Origin of the sequence: Hymenobacter cellulosivorans (assembly GCF_022919135.1) — a bacterium.
Taxonomy (GTDB): domain Bacteria; phylum Bacteroidota; class Bacteroidia; order Cytophagales; family Hymenobacteraceae; genus Hymenobacter; species Hymenobacter cellulosivorans.
In genome coordinates this window covers 3,921,272-3,936,950 of sequence record NZ_CP095049.1, presented here as the reverse complement: position 1 = coordinate 3,936,950, position 15,679 = coordinate 3,921,272, and the positions used below count along the sequence as shown (strand labels likewise).

16 protein-coding genes are annotated in these 15,679 nt (G+C 59.5%); 8 read left to right on the top strand and 8 right to left on the bottom strand.

Annotated features, from left to right (window positions below):
- Positions 1-158: 158 nt before the first annotated feature.
- The gene (locus tag MUN80_RS16585) at positions 159-878 is read left to right on the top strand and encodes a hypothetical protein (protein WP_244714583.1); all 720 of its coding nucleotides are present in this window, start codon (positions 159-161) and stop codon (positions 876-878) included.
- A gap of 36 nt (positions 879-914) precedes the next feature.
- Positions 915-1,637, top strand: a complete 723-nt coding sequence (locus MUN80_RS16580; protein ID WP_244714582.1) for a tRNA1(Val) (adenine(37)-N6)-methyltransferase — start codon at positions 915-917, stop codon at positions 1,635-1,637.
- Here MUN80_RS16580 and MUN80_RS16575 read toward each other — a convergent pair.
- From MUN80_RS16575 to MUN80_RS16565, 3 genes are read right to left on the bottom strand one after another with little or no spacing between them, the layout of a single operon-like run.
- Positions 1,634-2,341, bottom strand: coding sequence for an ATP-binding cassette domain-containing protein (locus MUN80_RS16575; RefSeq protein WP_244714581.1), 708 nt, complete (start codon positions 2,339-2,341; stop codon positions 1,634-1,636). The two genes, MUN80_RS16580 and MUN80_RS16575, sit on opposite strands and share 4 nt — an antisense overlap.
- Positions 2,334-3,272 (bottom strand): hypothetical protein, encoded by a 939-nt coding sequence (locus MUN80_RS16570; protein WP_244714580.1) that lies wholly within the window; start codon positions 3,270-3,272, stop codon positions 2,334-2,336. Before MUN80_RS16570 ends, MUN80_RS16575 begins: the two co-directional genes overlap by 8 nt.
- Positions 3,273-3,290: 18 nt before the next feature.
- Complete coding sequence (locus tag MUN80_RS16565; protein WP_244714579.1) at positions 3,291-4,658, bottom strand: saccharopine dehydrogenase family protein; 1,368 nt, start codon at positions 4,656-4,658, stop codon at positions 3,291-3,293.
- A 244-nt stretch (positions 4,659-4,902) separates the two neighbouring features.
- Between MUN80_RS16565 and MUN80_RS16560 the strand changes: the two genes are divergently transcribed.
- Both MUN80_RS16560 and MUN80_RS16555 read left to right on the top strand, forming a co-directional pair.
- Positions 4,903-5,397: a cytidine deaminase gene (locus MUN80_RS16560; protein ID WP_244714578.1), complete on the top strand. Its 495-nt coding sequence runs from the start codon at positions 4,903-4,905 to the stop codon at positions 5,395-5,397.
- A gap of 94 nt (positions 5,398-5,491) precedes the next feature.
- On the top strand, positions 5,492-6,145 hold the full coding sequence (locus MUN80_RS16555) for an alpha/beta hydrolase (protein ID WP_244714577.1): 654 nt from the start codon (positions 5,492-5,494) through the stop codon (positions 6,143-6,145).
- 60 nt (positions 6,146-6,205) lie between these two features.
- On the opposite strand, the gene MUN80_RS16550 is transcribed toward MUN80_RS16555, so the two are convergent.
- From MUN80_RS16550 to MUN80_RS16535, 4 genes are all read right to left on the bottom strand, one after another.
- Positions 6,206-6,955 (bottom strand): SDR family NAD(P)-dependent oxidoreductase, encoded by a 750-nt coding sequence (locus tag MUN80_RS16550; protein ID WP_244714576.1) that lies wholly within the window; start codon positions 6,953-6,955, stop codon positions 6,206-6,208.
- Between the two features lie 29 nt (positions 6,956-6,984).
- Complete coding sequence (gene porT / locus MUN80_RS16545) at positions 6,985-7,788, bottom strand: type IX secretion/gliding motility protein PorT/SprT (protein WP_244714575.1); 804 nt, start codon at positions 7,786-7,788, stop codon at positions 6,985-6,987.
- The gene (ubiE, locus tag MUN80_RS16540) at positions 7,737-8,462 is read right to left on the bottom strand and encodes a bifunctional demethylmenaquinone methyltransferase/2-methoxy-6-polyprenyl-1,4-benzoquinol methylase UbiE (RefSeq protein ID WP_244714574.1); all 726 of its coding nucleotides are present in this window, start codon (positions 8,460-8,462) and stop codon (positions 7,737-7,739) included. Before ubiE ends, porT begins: the two co-directional genes overlap by 52 nt.
- 128 nt (positions 8,463-8,590) lie before the next feature.
- Positions 8,591-10,828 (bottom strand): OmpA family protein, encoded by a 2,238-nt coding sequence (locus tag MUN80_RS16535; RefSeq protein ID WP_244714573.1) that lies wholly within the window; start codon positions 10,826-10,828, stop codon positions 8,591-8,593.
- Between the two features lie 469 nt (positions 10,829-11,297).
- On the opposite strand from MUN80_RS16535, the gene yihA reads away from it, so the two are divergent.
- The 3 genes from yihA (at position 11,298) to MUN80_RS16520 (ending at position 13,149) form a co-directional block, all read left to right on the top strand.
- Positions 11,298-11,915, top strand: a complete 618-nt coding sequence (yihA, locus tag MUN80_RS16530; protein ID WP_244714572.1) for a ribosome biogenesis GTP-binding protein YihA/YsxC — start codon at positions 11,298-11,300, stop codon at positions 11,913-11,915.
- A gap of 75 nt (positions 11,916-11,990) precedes the next feature.
- On the top strand, positions 11,991-12,485 hold the full coding sequence (locus MUN80_RS16525; RefSeq protein ID WP_244714571.1) for an energy transducer TonB: 495 nt from the start codon (positions 11,991-11,993) through the stop codon (positions 12,483-12,485).
- Between the two features lie 31 nt (positions 12,486-12,516).
- Positions 12,517-13,149, top strand: a complete 633-nt coding sequence (locus tag MUN80_RS16520; protein ID WP_244714570.1) for a DUF5606 family protein — start codon at positions 12,517-12,519, stop codon at positions 13,147-13,149.
- Positions 13,150-13,229: 80 nt separating this feature from the next.
- On the opposite strand, the gene fbp is transcribed toward MUN80_RS16520, so the two are convergent.
- Positions 13,230-14,252, bottom strand: a complete 1,023-nt coding sequence (gene fbp / locus MUN80_RS16515) for a class 1 fructose-bisphosphatase (RefSeq protein WP_244714569.1) — start codon at positions 14,250-14,252, stop codon at positions 13,230-13,232.
- An 85-nt stretch (positions 14,253-14,337) separates the two neighbouring features.
- Between fbp and MUN80_RS16510 the strand changes: the two genes are divergently transcribed.
- The gene (locus MUN80_RS16510) at positions 14,338-15,633 is read left to right on the top strand and encodes an aspartate kinase (protein ID WP_244714568.1); all 1,296 of its coding nucleotides are present in this window, start codon (positions 14,338-14,340) and stop codon (positions 15,631-15,633) included.
- Positions 15,634-15,679 lie beyond the last annotated feature (46 nt).

Genomic DNA, 15,679 nt, shown 5'->3' with positions numbered 1-15,679 from the left:
GCCGCCTCCCTGGGCCTCTATTACCTGGTAGAGCAGCCGGTGCACCGCTGGCTGCTGGGCCGCTCCCGGCGGGTGGCAGTAGCCGGATAGTGGGCGAAATGTGCTTCCTTCGTCCAACCTTGGCCGTTCGGGGCGGGCTTTTCGTACAGCCGATTATTATGAAACTCTCCTTTTTTCCCGCCTTACTTGCCGGGCTCAGCCTCGGGGCCTGCCAGCAACAGATGGAAAGCTCGACGCCGGCCTCGGCCCAGAGCGTGCCGGTGCGGCCGGCCGTAGTCTGCAGCTGCCCGGCTGAAGTGCCCCAGGCCAGCACCACTCCCGACACCCTGTTCGTGTTTTCGGCGGGGCCGGCCGTGTCGGTGTGCGGCTCCCGGGAAAAGGGCCAGGCGCAGGAGTTTTTCTCGGAATTCGCCGTTTCTACCTGCCAGCCGCGCAAGGTGCTCAAGTACTGGGATGTGCGCGAAAAGTGCCGCCTGAGCTTCCGCAACGACACGCTGACGGTGGAATCGGTGAAGAACCTGCCGGCGGGCAAAAACTTCAGCTACGAATTCGTGACCTTCCGCATCGACCAGTTTTTCCCCCGTCAGGGCCAGATTCGGCACCACTCCTTTCTCAACAAACAGCTGGCACCCTACTCTGCCGAGGAAGTGGCCCGGGTGAAGCAGGAATTTGAAAAAACCGCTACGCTCAAGCCCGAGAAAAGCATCGAGCTGGCCAACCGTTTGCTGCTCAGCGCCCTGAGCGGCGACCAGCAGGCGGGCGTCTACTTCCGGCAGTTTCCTGATAAATATCCGCTGAGCGGGGGCTACGCCGAGGAATACGCCGAGCTCCAGCGCCTGCTGCGCGACTGGGACCGGGAAGCCGCCGCCCGCCGCTAAGGCCGTTCTAGTTCTCACTTCTTGCCCGGCAGCCCGTTGGCGAATACCTACTTCCGCTTCAAGCATTTTACCATCGACCAGGCTGAGTGCGCCATGAAGGTGTGCACCGATGCCTGCGTGCTGGGCGCAACGGCCGCGCTGACTACCGCCACTCGTATCCTGGATATCGGCACGGGTACCGGCCTGCTGGCTCTGATGGCTGCCCAGCGCAACCCCACGGCCACCATCGACGCCGTCGAAATTGAATCTTCGGCCGCTGCCCAAGCCGCCGCTAACGTAGCCCACAGCCCCTGGTCCGGCCGAGTTCGGGTGCAGGCCGGCAGCCTGGCCACGCTGGCCGCCACCGCCCCACCCGCCTACGACCATATCCTGTGCAACCCCCCGTTTTTTCGGGAGTCGCTCCGCTCTCCGTCGGCGGCCCGTACCACGGCCCGGCACACCGCCCCCGATACCCTATCGTTTGCGGAGCTGGCCAGGTTTGCCGCCCACTTCCTGACGCCGGCCGGGCAGTTGAGCGTGTTGCTGCCGCCCCCGGAAATGCAGCACTTTGAGCGGGAAGCGGCCCACGCCGGGCTGTTTCCGCAGCAGCGCCTGGTGCTGAGTCACCGGCCCGGCAGCAAGCCGTTGCGCCACATTACTCATTTTGGCCGCCCGGCCCGCGCCGCCGACCAGCAACTACTGGCTATTCACGAACCCGACAGCGAGGTGTATTCGGCCGAGTTCCGGGCCCTGCTGCGCGACTTTTACCTGGCCTTTTAACTTCCCGACGCGGGCAGCAAGTGGGCAATCTGGGTTAGCTTGTCGTGGTAGAGCGAATCGAGCAGGTCGGCTGACAAGGAGCCAAATTCCGCGGCCGGGTAATGACGCTGCACGGTGCCGCCGGCCAGCAGGGTAATTTCGTCACAGGTTTCGGTCAGGGAGCCCAGCAGGTGCGAGGTCAGCAGGATGCCGCGGCCCTGGGCCCGCAGACGCAGCAGGATTTCCTTGAGCAGCAGGTTGGTACCCATGTCCAGGCCGTTGAAGGGCTCATCCAGAATCAGGTAGCGAAAGTCCTGCACCAGCAGGGCCAGCAAGGCCAGTTTTTTCTTCATGCCGGCCGAATATTCCTCGGCGTACTGATCGAGCGGCAACTCCAGCAGGCTGTTCCAGGCCGTAAAGTCGACCCGGGGCCGGCGGCGGGCCTGCAGACAGAACTCCAGGTATTCGCGGCCCGTAAGGCGGGGATAGAAGTAGGGCTCATACGGTAGCACGCCGGTATGCTCCCGGATGGGCAGCCCGGTCGTTTCCTGAATCTGGCCCGAGTAGTCGGTCAGCAGCCCGTAGAGACAATGCAGCAGGGTCGTTTTGCCAGCCCCGTTGGCGCCCACCAATCCGTGTAGGGAGCCCGGCCGCAAGGTCAGATTGACGTGGTGCAGGACCTGGTGAGAACCGTAGCTTTTTCCCAGATTTTGAATGCTAAGCATGCCAGTACAGTTGGAGCCGCTTCCGGCTTTTCCAGAGTAAGCCCGCCGCCACCGCGGCCAGCACGGGCGCATAGCTGGCATCGAGCAGCGGCAGCAAGGCTGCTGTCACCGCCCCGCCCTGAGTCAGGCGGACCAGCGTGTTGTGGGGATAAAACGCGTATTTGGCCAGAATGCTCAGGCTCAGCACCAGCATACCCCAAAGCAACGCCCCCAGGGTGCCGCCCCACCCGGCCGGACTCGTGCCCGCCAGCGCCAGTAGCGGCAGCGCGGTAACCAAGTAAAGCTCTAGCGCCAGCAGCAGTTTGCGCCTACCGAATACTGTCGGGCCGCTGTATACAGTAACCATCGTGGTGGGCTCAGAAATGGCATAGATGGCGGTCAGCAGCAAGCCCCAGCCCACCAGCGCCACGGCGGGTACTACGGTGGCGTGCTGCCACACGGAGGCCCCCAGAGCTACCAGCCAGCCCACTGCCAGCACCGGCTGCCGAAACCCACTGACCCACTCGAAGGCTTCGCGGCGAAACAAGCTCCGGCGCTGCCGCTGGGTGGTCGTGCGGCGGGCTATGGGCAGAAACGGCCCCAGCAGCCCCGCGCCCACCGTAGCTAACGCCGCCTCCCAATGCCCTAATCCCAACAGCAAACCCCACACGGGCAGCAAGAGCAGGGCTGATTCTACACTTAGCCACGTCTTGTACCGCGGGGATACTATTGGCAGAAAGTCCAAATCGGTGCGCTGCCGGTAGCCCGACCAGCTCATGGTCACTCCTAGCACGGGTCCGGCCCACTGCAACTGAGGCTTGGCCAGTAGCAGCTCCAGCAGCTTACCTGCGGCTACTACCAGCATCCCGCCCAGCAGCAGGCTCCGCACCCACCCGACTTCAGCTAATAACCGCCCCAGCACCAACAGCCGCAGCCGCAAATATGCTTGCATCGTTTACCGCTCAATGGTTTAGGCCGGCACCCCGGGTTGCAGACTCACCTCGTGCTCCTCGAAGCGGATGCCGTAATCCGCCGCCAACTCATTTAAGATGGGCTCATACAGGCTGGGCTCGGTCGGGATGAGTACGCCGCGCTGCGTTACCAAGCCCGCGGCCAGCCGCCGCACAGCCATAGCCACCGGCAAACCCACGGTTTTGGCCATGGCCGTGTGCGTGGCATCATCGCCGAGCACGACCAATGACGACTCCCAGCGGTGCGGCACGCCAGCCAGGGTGTAGTCTAGGGTATGCTGCATCACTATCATGTCGTGGTCCCCGTCCTGCAGCTGCCACTTCTCGGTGAGCAGGCGCTCCAGCAGCTGGGCCGGCGTGGCATCGGCCAAGCCTACCGGCCGTTCCGTAAACACGTCCAGCCAGATCAGGCGCTGCATCTCGGGGCCTTCGGGGGCCAGCCCCAGGTACTCGGCCGTACGAGCCGCCAAGGGCTCTTTGCTACCACTTGGGGCGGGCAAGAACGACTCGACCAGCGCGGCCCAAGTCATGTCGGCGGCGTTACCCAGGTGTACCGAGTCGTCGGTGAGGCCCAGGCGCACGAAGGCCTGCCAGGCGGCGCAGTAGCCGGCCCGGCGCAGGGTGCCGCGCAGCATGGTCGGGATGTCGTCCAGGCCGTAGGGCGCCCGGTAGCTAAGCGAGTCCCGGTTGGCGTAGCCGTCGAATTCGCCGTAGCCGGCCACCGTAATGGGCGTGGTGCGGGCAAACAGCTGCTGGTACGGAATAAAGCGCAGATGACCATTTTCGAGGTACTTGGCCGTGCTTTGCCCGGCCAGCACCACGTTGCGCGGGTTCCAGGTAAACTTATACCTCCACGGATTATTTCCTTCCGAATCCGGGGCCAGCAGCCCGCCGCAGTACGAGCGGAAGGCCGTCAGCTGCCCGCCCCGGGCCCGGATGTCGTGCAAGGCCCGCATGGCCGACATGTGGTCCAGGCCCGGGTCCAGGCCGCATTCCATCAGGATCAGGATGTCGGCGGCCTTGGCCTGGGCGTCCAGCTCCCGGATTTCGGCCGACACGTAGCTGGCCGTTACCAGGTGGCGCCCGTACTGCACGCAGGCCTTGGCCACCGGCAGGTGAAACAGGGCCGGCAGCATAGAAATGACGATATCAGCCTGCCCGACCAGCTCGTGCAGCTGGGCTTCCTGCTGAATATCAAACGCCACGGCCCGGGCATATTCGGTGTGCGCAGCCAGCGTAGTGGTTAAATGAGCGGGGTTTACATCGGCCACCGTAAGCTGCCAGCCTTCGGTGGCGGCGTGCAGCAACAGATAATGCAGCAGAGAGGAAGCTGAGCGGCCGGCGCCCAGAAGCAGAATGCGGGACATGGAAAGGCAGTCAAGTAGGATGCAGGAACCGATGGTGGAGTAAGGGCTCCTGCACGGGGTGGGAATTGGGGCCAATAATCGGCAAAAAAAGCTACTCCCGACATGAACCCTGGTTTACGCCTCGTCCGCCAGCTCAACCGCCCGCTGACAAATGTTACCGGCTATTGGATAATTGTAGTACATTCACCGCCCCTTACCGGAACGGGGCCGCCATTCGGTTCCCGAACATTGTATTTTTCTCCCGATGGCCCACCCGCTCCATCTGACCATCACCGTCGAGGTGCTGGCCTCCGAAGCCGAACTCACTCCCGCCGAAGCAACCACGTGGCAACAGGCCCGTGCCGCCACCGACCAGGCATATGCGCCCTACTCCCACTTCCACGTGGGCACGGCACTGCTGCTTGATAATGGCACCATTCACAAAGGCACCAACCAGGAAAACGCGGCCTACCCTTCCGGCCTCTGCGCCGAGCGGACCGCCCTGTTTGGCCTGGCGGCCTCCCAGCCCGAACGCCGTATCCTGTGCATGGCCGTGGCCGCCCGCCCCGCCAATGGCGACTTCGTGGCCGTCACGTCCTGTGGGGCCTGCCGCCAGGTCATGACCGAGTACGAAAACCGCCAGGGCACGCCCATTCCGCTGCTGCTGCCCGGCCCCAACAACACTATTTACCGGTTCCGGTCCCTGGCCGACCTGCTACCCTTCCAGTTTTCGGCCAGTGACCTGCCGACGGTGAGTTAATGAAATGGTGAGATGGTGAGTTGCCTTACAAACCGCAGACTTATGCGCCGTTAAAACATAAACTCACTATTTCACAAGTTCACCATCTCACTATATGGAACGTCACCTCACGGTTACCCGCTCGGCCCGCTACTATCAGGCGGGTGAGCTGAGTGCGGCCACCCGGCAGGTGTGGTTTGTGTGCCACGGCTACGGGCAGCTGGCAGCTTACTTTATCCGTCATTTCCACCGCCTTGCCCAGGCCAACCCTACCACGGTTATCATTGCGCCGGAAGGGTTGTCGCGCTTTTACCTGAGCGGCACCAGTGGCCGGGTTGGGGCCACCTGGATGACGCGCGAGGACCGGCTCAGCGAAATCGATGACTACGTGGCCTACCTCAATCAGCTGGCCGGCACCGTGCTGGCCGAGTGCAGCCCGGCCGTGCAAGTCACCGTGCTGGGCTTTTCGCAGGGCGCGGCTACCGTCAGCCGCTGGCTGGCGCGGGCATCGTTCCGGCCCAGGCACCTCATCCTTTGGGCCGGCGCCTTTCCGCCCGACATGGACTTCACCGTGGCCACACACCTACTCCGGCAGCTGCCCGTCACCCTGGTATGTGGCACCCGGGATGAGTTTATTGATGAGGCAGCCCTTACCCAGCAGCAGGATTTTCTGCAAAAGCTGGGCGTCGAGCCCGAAATCATCCGGTTTGAAGGCAAGCACGAGCTAAACGCCGCCGTGCTGGACCAGTTGCATCGGCCAACGCAATAAAAAAAGAGCCGACCACGCATTGTGGTCGGCTCTTTTTTTATTGCGTTGCTGGCCTCTGGCTTAGCGGCGGTTTATCAGCGTAGCCGCGCCCTGGGCACCGGCAAACACGGTAATTTCGGCAATGTGTACGTTGGCCGGCCGGGTAACCATGAACTGAATCACCTCGGCAATATCTTCGGGCTTCAGCGGGTCGTAGCCCTGGTACACCTTGGCCGCCCGCTCGGTGTCCCCCTTGAAGCGGACCTGGGAAAACTCGGTTTCCACCGCCCCCGGATTCACTTCCGCCACCCGGATGTTCAGCGGCAGCAGATCAATACGCATGGCTTTGGTCAGGGCCGCCACCGCAGCTTTCGAGGCGCAGTACACGTTGCCGTTGGCGTACACCTCGTGGCCAGCAATGGAGCCGATATTAATAATGTGGCCCTGTTGCCGTTCCCGCATGCCCGGCAGCACCGCCTGGCTCACGTTGAGCAGCCCTTTCACGTTGCTATCCAGCATCACGTCCCAGTCATTAGGGTCGCCGTCCTGAATTGGGGCCAGGCCGTGGGCCCCGCCGGCGTTATTGATAAGCACGTCGATCTGCTGAAACTCGGCGGGCAGACTGGCCACGGCAGCGTCCACGGCGACCCGGTCGCGCACGTCGAAGGTCAGCAGGTGCACCCGGGTAGGTGCCAGCTGCTCGGCCAGCTCTTCGAGGCGCTCCTGGCGCCGCCCGGTCAGAATCAGCTGAAAGCCCACTTGCGCCAGAGCTACAGCCGTGGCGCGGCCAATTCCGGAGGAAGCCCCGGTTACAAAGGCAGTACGAGTCATATAATGTGGCAAGAACCGGCCGGAGCCGGCTATTCGAAATTCAGGTACAGTGTGACGGTGTTGCTTTTCATGCTCTGCAAACTGCGGCTGTACACGTCGTTGCCGGGTACCCGCAGATTGGTCAGGCCGTGGGAAAACCGCAGCTCCGGAGCAAATTTGAACAACGGGTAAAACAGGTCAAGCCCCACCCCATACTCGATGGCGAGGTCACCACTGGCAGCTTGCAGCTGGTTGCGCAGCGGGTCTTTGCGGCGGTTGCCCACGTTGACGCTGGGCTTGATGCCGCCCACCACGTACACGCGAGCGTTGCGCCGCCGCTCCGACTTAAACTTGAGCAGCAGGGGTAAATCAATCTGCGTGCCCCCAATTTCCTGGGTAAAAACCGAGTCGGCGGGCTGGTAGCCGTAGGGTTTGAACTCGATGCGCCGGGTCAGAAAGCTCACGCCGGGCGCAAACCGTAGGTTGAAATAATCGGCCAGCCGCACGTCGCCGATAAAGCCCACCGACAAGCCCGGGCTGACCAGCGAGTTAGCCGATACGGCCGTGCCATTCTTAATGGCCTGCACGTAAGCAGCCGACTGCTCAATCTTGTAGCGGGAAAAGTTGGGGGCAATGTAGAAACCGGGGTGAAACCACTTATCGTCGTAGCCCGGCAGGTTATTGACCGTAATGGACTTCACCTGGCCCCGACTCCCCTTACTGGAACTGGATTTACTTTTTTTCTGCGCGAAGCTCGTGTGCGGGGCCAGGCCGGCCACCAAAGTCAGCGCCGTCAGTGCGGCTACTTTTGCGCCGTGTAGATGGAGCTGATGCCAAAAGTGAGGGGTTGCCATGTAGGATTTGTAAAACCAACCTGCGTGAGAATAGTCAGGAAATTCTGACCATCGGGGAAGGCCTGCACCGACTCGGGTAAGTAGGTATAAGCCGCGCGGTCCTTGGAAATCAGTTTACCAAACACCGGCAGAATGTGCCGGAAATAAAAGTTGTAGGCCTGCTTCATCGGGAACACCGTGGGCTTGGAAAACTCCAGAATCACCACTTTGCCACCCGGCCGCAGCACCCGCTGCATCTCGGCCAAGCCCTTCTGCAGGTTCTCGAAGTTGCGCACCCCAAAGGAAGCCGTTACCGCATCGAAGTGGTTGTCCGGAAACGGCAGGTTCTCCGAGTCGCCGAGTTCCAGCTGAATTCGGTTGGCCAGGCCCTTTTCTGTGAGCTTGCGCCGTCCCACTTCCAGCATGCCTTCCGAAATATCTACCCCCGTCACCTTGGTTTCGGGCGAGAGGCGCAGGCTTTCGATGGCAAAGTCAGCTGTGCCGGTAGCAATATCCAGAATCCGGGCCGGACGCAGGGTCTTGAGTTCATTCACGGCCTTGCGACGCCAGTAGATGTCGGTGCCAGCGCTGAGGAAATGGTTCAGGAAGTCGTATTTACCAGCAATGCTGTTAAACATCTGGGCTACCTGCGACTTTTTGCCGGCAGCATCATCTTTGTAGGGAACAACGGACATACTTCTAGGGCGAAGAACGAAAACTTATCGGGAGAATTGCCCAAACATAACGCTAGCTGCGGCATTATGTTGAAAAAAAACGGGCCGGGCGAAATGCCCGGCCCGTTTTGCGCAGCTTAGAGGACAGCTTAGTCGTTGTCCGTCTTTACTTTGGTCTTCTCGCCATTAGCGTCCTTGGTCTTAGCGTCAATCGTACCATTTTTGGTTTTGGTTTTCGCTTCTTCACCGTTGGCGCCTTTGGCCTTTACTTTTACTTTGTCGTCATCCTCGTCCACCTTGGTTTTAACCTTGGTGCCGTCGGCCATCTTTACCTTGCTCTTGCCGGGTACCAGCGTAGCCGGGTTGTTGCCCGACGAGCCGGGCGTACCGGAGCCGGTACCGCTGCCCGTAGACGAAGCGCCGGTAGCGGCAGGCTTCAGGCTCGGCATAGCCTCACCTTCCTTCAGGATGGGGCGGAACTCCACGCGGCGGTTGAGCTGCATGTTCTCGGGCGAGTCGTTGGTAGCCGCTGGGCGACGCTCCCCGTAGCTCACCGTGGTCAGGCGGGTTTCAGCAACGCCGCTTTTCTTCAGGTAGTTGTAGGCAGCATCGGCGCGGTTCTGGCCCAGTACAATGTTGTACTCGTCCGTGTTGCGCGAGTCGCAGTGACCTTCAATCGAGATGTTCAGGCCGGGGTTAGCTTTCAGGATGCCGCTGATGTTGTTCAGCTCCTTAATCGACTCGGGGCGCAGCTTGTACTTGTCAGTGTCGAAGTAGATCTTCTTGAAGTTGACGCCGGCAATGCTGGTGGTGTCAACATAAGGTACGTAGAAGTTCTTCTCAATTACCGTCGAGTCGCTGGTCGATACCGGCACAGCAAACTCCTGGGTTTCGATGTTCTTGCCATCCTTCGAAACGGCTACCTGGTAGGTACGGCCCGAGAGCACGCTTACCTGGTAGTCACCGGTTTCGGGCTTGGTCACGTCGCGGTAGCTCAAAGCCGTTTTGTCGGCCTGGGTGCCCGAGAAGACCAGCTCTACGCCGGGAATAATGGTGCTGTCGCGCTGCGAGTACACCTTACCCCGGATGATGGCGTTCTTGATGTAGTTGATGGTGTAGATGTCCTTCTCACCGTAGCCACCAATGCGGTAGCTGGAGAGGTAGGCGTAGCTACCATCGGGGCTCAGGCGGTAGTATGTGTCATCGTCGGGGGTATTAACGGGGTAGCCCATGTTCTCGGGGCGGCCCCAGGTGCGACCTACCGAGTCATACTCCGATTTAAAAATGTCGTAGCCGCCCATCGTATTGTGGCCGCGCGAGCTGAAGTACAGCGTCTTGCCGTCTTTGCTCAGGTAGGGGCTGTCATCGTCGAAGGGCGTATTGACTACGTTGCCCAGCGACTTCGGCGCACCCCAGTCGCCGCCCGGCTGCCGGGTAGCGTAGTAGATGTCCAGCGTATTCTGGTCCGAAAACTTACTGGTCGAGAAGTAAATCGTCAGTCCGTCCGGCGTGATGTAGGCATCCGACTCAAAGGCGGGAGAGTTGATGTTCTTGTTGAGCTTCTTGGGCTCGGTCCAGTCGCCGCTGGCCTTTTCCGAGTAGAAGATGTCACCATTCTCATCCTGGCGATACATCAGCATCTTGGTGTCGTTGTCGAACACCTGGATGGAGGCATCATGGCCTTTGCCGTTGAGGGCGCCGCTGAGCGAGCGGGGTTTCTCCCAGTTCTCGTCGTCAATGCGCTTGGCTTCGAAGATATCTTCGTAGTACTCGCCGTCGGCCGCTACGCTCTTGTTCTTGGGGTTGGCCGTCGAGCCAGCTGCACCAGTCACGTTCTCGCCGCGCGAGGTGAACAGCAACAACTTGTCATCATTGGAAATCACGGGGCTGTGCTCCGAGAAAGCCGAGTTGATCGTCGGACCCAGGTTCTTGACGAAGATGTCTTTGGGGCTGTTGAACTGAATCTTGGCGTTTTTGCTGTGCTGGATCAGCTGAGCCAACGCTACTTTGCGGGTATCTTTCTTGCCGAGCGTGGTGTTGTAGGCCTGAAAGTGCGCAATAGCCTCGTCGAAGTTGTAGTTCAGGTGATCCACGCGGCCGAGCCAGTACTCCACATCTTTCGAAACCTTCGGCTTCAGGCGCTGAGCCTTATAGATGTAGTCGCTGGCCTTTTCCTTGTCAAAGGACATGTACGCAATACCAGCCCGGAACAGGGCCAGCGCGTTGTTCGGCTCCTTGGCCAACACCTGCTCGTAGAAAGGGATGGATGCCCGGTAGTTCTCTTGGTCAAAGAACTTGTTTGCAGTCTTTAGCGTCTTGCGGGTGCTCTGGGCCAGCGCAGGCTGGGCCACGGCCGCGGCAAGAGCAAAGGTGCAAGAGGCTTTCAATAACCTTCTGACTAAGTTGTCCATTGTAGGAGGGGTTTGAGAATAAGGAGTTGCAGGGAGGTTTGCAGAAAAAGAGCCGCCCTTTGCGGCTGCAAATTTTTTAAGAGTTGCCTCTTATACTGAAAACCTGTTCCAGGGTTAAGCCTGCCAGCCGTTTTTTTCTGGACAGAAGCGCTATAAAAGGAACTTTCACGCTTCAAAGGGCACCAGCTTGGCAATACGGAACAAGGCAAGTTGCGGGCAAAGATAGAAATTTTATAATACGACCTTAGCCGTATCCAATTGCAAAATGGTTTTACATAATCTGAAGCGGCAAAAGGTCCTGGGCTTCTGTACGTAAGAACGGGCTACAGGCCGCGCAAATATAGGTGTGCTTCGTAAACTGCAAGGTTTTCCCGTAAAAATTTATTGCGCGGCTTCACCCGTCGTTATCTGCTACCTTTGCAGCCTCACCCCAGCATTTTGGCTTATGATTATCCGCGAAGCGAAATTTATGATGAGCAATTCGCGCGTGGACCAGTGTCCGCCGCCGACCTTGCCCGAATACGCCTTTATTGGCCGTTCCAACGTAGGTAAATCTTCGTTAATTAATATGCTGACTGGGCATAAAGGCTTGGCCAAAACCTCGTCTTTGCCGGGCAAAACCCAATTAATCAATCATTTCTTAATTAATGACAATTGGTACCTGGTCGATTTGCCCGGCTACGGCTACGCGAAAGTCAGCAAGGATTCGCGGGCCACTTGGGGCAAAATGATTAATTACTATATGCGCAATCGGGAAAACCTGGCGTGCGTATTTGTTCTGATTGACTCCCGCCACGCCCCATTGGCGCCCGACTTGGAATTTATGGAAATGCTCGGTGCGGCAGGTATTCCGTTCGTGATGGTTTTTACCAAAGCCGACAAGCAGTCGAGCTCCCGCACGCAGCAGAATATCACGGCCTACTTGCAGAAGATGCAGCAAAGCTGGGACGAGTTACCGCGTCATTTTATTACATCGGCCGAGGAGAAAACGGGCCGTGAAGAAGTGCTGGCTTTTATTGACGAAATAAACCGTCAATTAGCCCAGGAAGCGGAGAATGCGTAGATTGGCCCTGTAATTGCCACGCTCACCGGCCAACAATTCACCCCTTATTTTCTCTTTTTTCTCCCGGTTTTTTCCATGAAAAAAATCCCATTTATTCTGGCCTTGGCCCTTCTCGCCGGTACGTCAACGGCCTTTGCCCAAAAAACGAAGGTTAAAGTAAAGACTGAAGGACCTACACCCGAGCAAACTACCCCCGCGGCGACGGAGGCCGCTCCCGCCGCTGCGCCGGCGCCGGGCCACGTCGGCAAGTCCATTCCCGTGGCCGAGTACTACGAGGGCGGGCAGGAAGCCCTGTACGCCTTCATCGAAAAAGAATTGAAATACCCAGTTATGGCGCGCCGCAACCGGATTCAGGGCACCTGCATCGTGAGCTTCACGCTGAACACCGACGGCACGATGTCGGGTATCAAGCTGGTGAAAAATATCGGCGGGGGCTGTGGCGAAGAGGCCTTGCGCGTAACGCGCCTGCTCAAGTTCAACAAACCCGGGTACGCCGTCCTGACCAGCCTGCCCATCGTATTTAAGCTGCCCGCTCCGGGCAAGGAGGCGGCTCCTGCCCCTACCGAGTAATAGTTGTTTTTCTTACCCAACCTTTCTTTTTATGCCCTACGACCTCAAGGAAATTGCCGCCATCAGTGGAATGCCCGGTCTGTATCGCCTGGTGCGTCCTACCCGTGCCGGCGTCATTGTAGAGTCGCTTGATGAACGCGGCACCCGCTCCGTAGCTTCGGCGCGCAACAAAGTTTCGCTGCTGCAGGAGATTTCCATTTACACCCAGGATTACGACCAGACGGTTCCGCTGACGGAGGTGTTTGACCGGATCTACCAGAAGTACGGCACTGACCTGACCGTTACCAACAAGTCGGACGACCGGGAACTGGCCACGTTCATGGGTGAAATCATCCCGGACTACGACCGGCAGCGCGTGTACATGTCGGACATTAAGAAGCTGGTGACCTGGTACAAAGCCGTAAGCGGCCGCCTCGAATACCAGGCTGCCGACGCCGAAGCCGGCGCCTCCCCGGAGGAAGCGGCCGATGGTCAGTCCAATGGCCAGAATCAAACCGCTACCAAGGAATCGACCGAAGCCGGCACCCAGCAGGATACGCCAGCAGCCGATGAGGCCCTGAGCACCGCTGGTATTATTCCGACCGAGCAGGATTCGGAAGCGGCTGGCAACCCCGAAGCCGTTACGGCAGCTCCGGCCAAAAAGGCGAAGAAGAAAGCGGAGTAAGTTTCGCTTTTACGCATATAAAAAAGCCCGGCGGATATTATTCCGCCGGGCTTTTTTATATGTATGAGCTCAGTCTACGACTAGAGCGAGGCTACTGCGTCGGTGTATTCAGCGGCCAGGAATTCCTCGGCCTTTTCGACCAGTTCCGTGGAACCGATAAACAGCGGACTCCGGTCGTGCAGGCCCTTGGGCTCGATTTCCATGGTGCGGCTGCGGCCGTTGCTGGATTTGCCACCGGCCTGCTCCACGATGAAAGCCAGGGCGTTGCACTCGTACATGAGGCGCAGTTTGCCGTTGGGGGCTTTCTTGGTAGCCGGATACATGTAGATGCCGCCCTTGAGCAGGTTGCGGTGAAAATCGGCCACCAACGAGCCGATGTAGCGAGCCGAGTAGCCCTGCTGCTTGCAGTGAGTTACGAAGGCGGCCATACCTTCGGAGAAGTACTCCGAGCTGCCTTCGTTGATAGAATAGATAGCGCCGGTTTGGGGCGTGCTGATGTTGGGGTGCGAAAGGAAGAATTCGCCCAGGGAGTGCTCGTAGGTGAAGCCGTTCACCCCGTTGCCGGTCGTGTATACGAGCATGGTGCTGGAGCCGTAAATCACGTAGCCGGCCGCTACCTGGTGGGTGCCGGTCTGCAGGCAGTCCTGCTCGGTGCCCTCGGTGCCGGTGGGCGACACGCGGCGGTAGATGCTGAAGATGGTGCCGATGCTGACGTTGACGTCGATATTGGAGGAGCCGTCGAGCGGATCGATGGCCACGACGTACTTGCCCTGGTTGTTGCCAGTCTGAATCATGTCCTCATCTTCTTCGGAAATGATGGTGCAGACTTCGCCCCCGTTGCGCAGCGCCCGGATAAAGCGGATGTTGGCAATGACGTCGAGCTTCTGCTGGTCTTCGCCCTGCACGTTCTGGTTGCCGTAGGCGCCGGCAATGTCGATGAGACCGGAACGGTTGATTTCGCGGTTTACAATCTTGGCTGCCAGGGCAATATCACGCAGCAGTTGCGAGAGTTCCCCGGTAGCGTAGGGGAAGTCCTCCTGCTTGCGCATAATGAATCGGTCGAGGGTGGTACCGACGGGGAGAGCCAGTTTGTTGTGGTCCATAAAAGTGGGTGGGTGAGCAGGTGGTTCTGGCCTACAAAACTAAGCTTTTTCGCCACATCTGCCGCCCGCTGCCTACTTTTGGCCCATGCAGGAACCCCATTTGCTCCAGGTATATAAGTTCGGCGGCGCCTCGGTAAAAGACGCTGCCGCCATCCGGAATCTAACCCAAATCGTGCGGGAGCACGCGGCTCAGCAGCAGCTACTCATCGTGGTTTCGGCCATGGGCAAGACCACCAACGCCCTGGAGGAAATCTTTCAGCTGGCCTTCACCGGGCAGGACTACGCACCCCCACTCGCTACGCTGCGCTACTTCCACCTGAGTGTGGCTCAGGAGCTGTTCGGCGGCGAAGCTGGGGAAGCTAGCCAGCTTCATGACCTGCTGGAGCAACTGGACCAGCAGCTAGCCACGCTACAGAAGCAACCCGCCCCGGCCGATGCCTACGACCAGCACTACGACCAGGTCATCAGCTTCGGCGAGCTGCTGGCCACCTGCATTGTAGCCCGGGCCCTAGAAGCCCAGTGGCTTGACTGTCGCCCCCTGCTGCGTACCGACCACACCTGGCGCGAGGGCCGCATCGACTGGCCCACCACCGAGTGGAACGTGCGCGACCAGTTGCCTGCCCTGCTGCAGCGCGGCCCAGTAGTAACCCAGGGCTTTCTGGGTGGCACGCCGAATGGCCAAACCACCACCCTAGGCCGGGAAGGCTCCGACTACACGGCCGCTATTTTTGCCTACTGCCTGCAGGCAAAGGCCGTGACCATCTGGAAAGACGTGGCCGGGTTGCTCAATGCCGACCCCAAGTTCTTTGCCGACACAGTGCGGTTTCCGGCCATCAGCTACCAGGAAACCATTGAAATGGCATACTACGGGGCCTCGGTTATTCACCCCAAAACCATCAAGCCCCTGGCCGTGCGCCAGATTCCGCTTTTCGTCAAGTCATTTCTGGACCCGGCGGCCGAGGGCACGCGCATCGGCGACGGGCGGCACGAGCCGCTGGCCCCGGCCTTTATTCGCAAGGACGGGCAGTGCCTGATTTCGTTTGAGTCGAAGGACCTGACCTTTATTTCCGAGGAAAACCTCCAAGTGATTTTCGGTACTCTGGCCCAGGTTCGGCTCAAAATCAACATGATGCAGAACTCGGCCATCTCCTTTTCGGTCTGCACCGACTTCTCGGCCTACCGCCTGGAAAAGCTGCTGGGCCAGCTGCGCGACCAGTTCACGATTCACTACAATACGGAGCTGGAGCTTTACACCATCAAGAACTACGATAAGGCCAGCTTGCAGCGGCTCACCACGGGCCGGGAGCTGCTACTTGAACAGCGCAGCCGCCAGACCTTCCAGTTTGTGTGCCGGGCCGTGCCAGTAGATGGGTTGATTTAGTCGGGAGCTAGATTTCGGAAACCTGATTTTAATCGTTTTTTAAACC

What these genes read in the sequence shown, in the direction of transcription:
- MUN80_RS16585 (WP_244714583.1), top strand. Translation starts at nt 159, where the DNA reads ATGAAACTCTCCTTTTTTCCCGCCTTACTTGCCGGGCTCAGCCTCGGG.
- MUN80_RS16575 (WP_244714581.1), bottom strand. Translation starts at nt 2,341, where the DNA reads ATGCTTAGCATTCAAAATCTGGGAAAAAGCTACGGTTCTCACCAGGTC.
- MUN80_RS16570 (WP_244714580.1), bottom strand. Translation starts at nt 3,272, where the DNA reads ATGCAAGCATATTTGCGGCTGCGGCTGTTGGTGCTGGGGCGGTTATTA.
- MUN80_RS16565 (WP_244714579.1), bottom strand. Translation starts at nt 4,658, where the DNA reads ATGTCCCGCATTCTGCTTCTGGGCGCCGGCCGCTCAGCTTCCTCTCTG.
- MUN80_RS16560 (WP_244714578.1), top strand. Translation starts at nt 4,903, where the DNA reads ATGGCCCACCCGCTCCATCTGACCATCACCGTCGAGGTGCTGGCCTCC.
- MUN80_RS16555 (WP_244714577.1), top strand. Translation starts at nt 5,492, where the DNA reads ATGGAACGTCACCTCACGGTTACCCGCTCGGCCCGCTACTATCAGGCG.
- MUN80_RS16550 (WP_244714576.1), bottom strand. Translation starts at nt 6,955, where the DNA reads ATGACTCGTACTGCCTTTGTAACCGGGGCTTCCTCCGGAATTGGCCGC.
- porT (WP_244714575.1), bottom strand. Translation starts at nt 7,788, where the DNA reads ATGGCAACCCCTCACTTTTGGCATCAGCTCCATCTACACGGCGCAAAA.
- ubiE (WP_244714574.1), bottom strand. Translation starts at nt 8,462, where the DNA reads ATGTCCGTTGTTCCCTACAAAGATGATGCTGCCGGCAAAAAGTCGCAG.
- yihA (WP_244714572.1), top strand. Translation starts at nt 11,298, where the DNA reads ATGATTATCCGCGAAGCGAAATTTATGATGAGCAATTCGCGCGTGGAC.
- MUN80_RS16525 (WP_244714571.1), top strand. Translation starts at nt 11,991, where the DNA reads ATGAAAAAAATCCCATTTATTCTGGCCTTGGCCCTTCTCGCCGGTACG.
- MUN80_RS16520 (WP_244714570.1), top strand. Translation starts at nt 12,517, where the DNA reads ATGCCCTACGACCTCAAGGAAATTGCCGCCATCAGTGGAATGCCCGGT.
- fbp (WP_244714569.1), bottom strand. Translation starts at nt 14,252, where the DNA reads ATGGACCACAACAAACTGGCTCTCCCCGTCGGTACCACCCTCGACCGA.
- MUN80_RS16510 (WP_244714568.1), top strand. Translation starts at nt 14,338, where the DNA reads ATGCAGGAACCCCATTTGCTCCAGGTATATAAGTTCGGCGGCGCCTCG.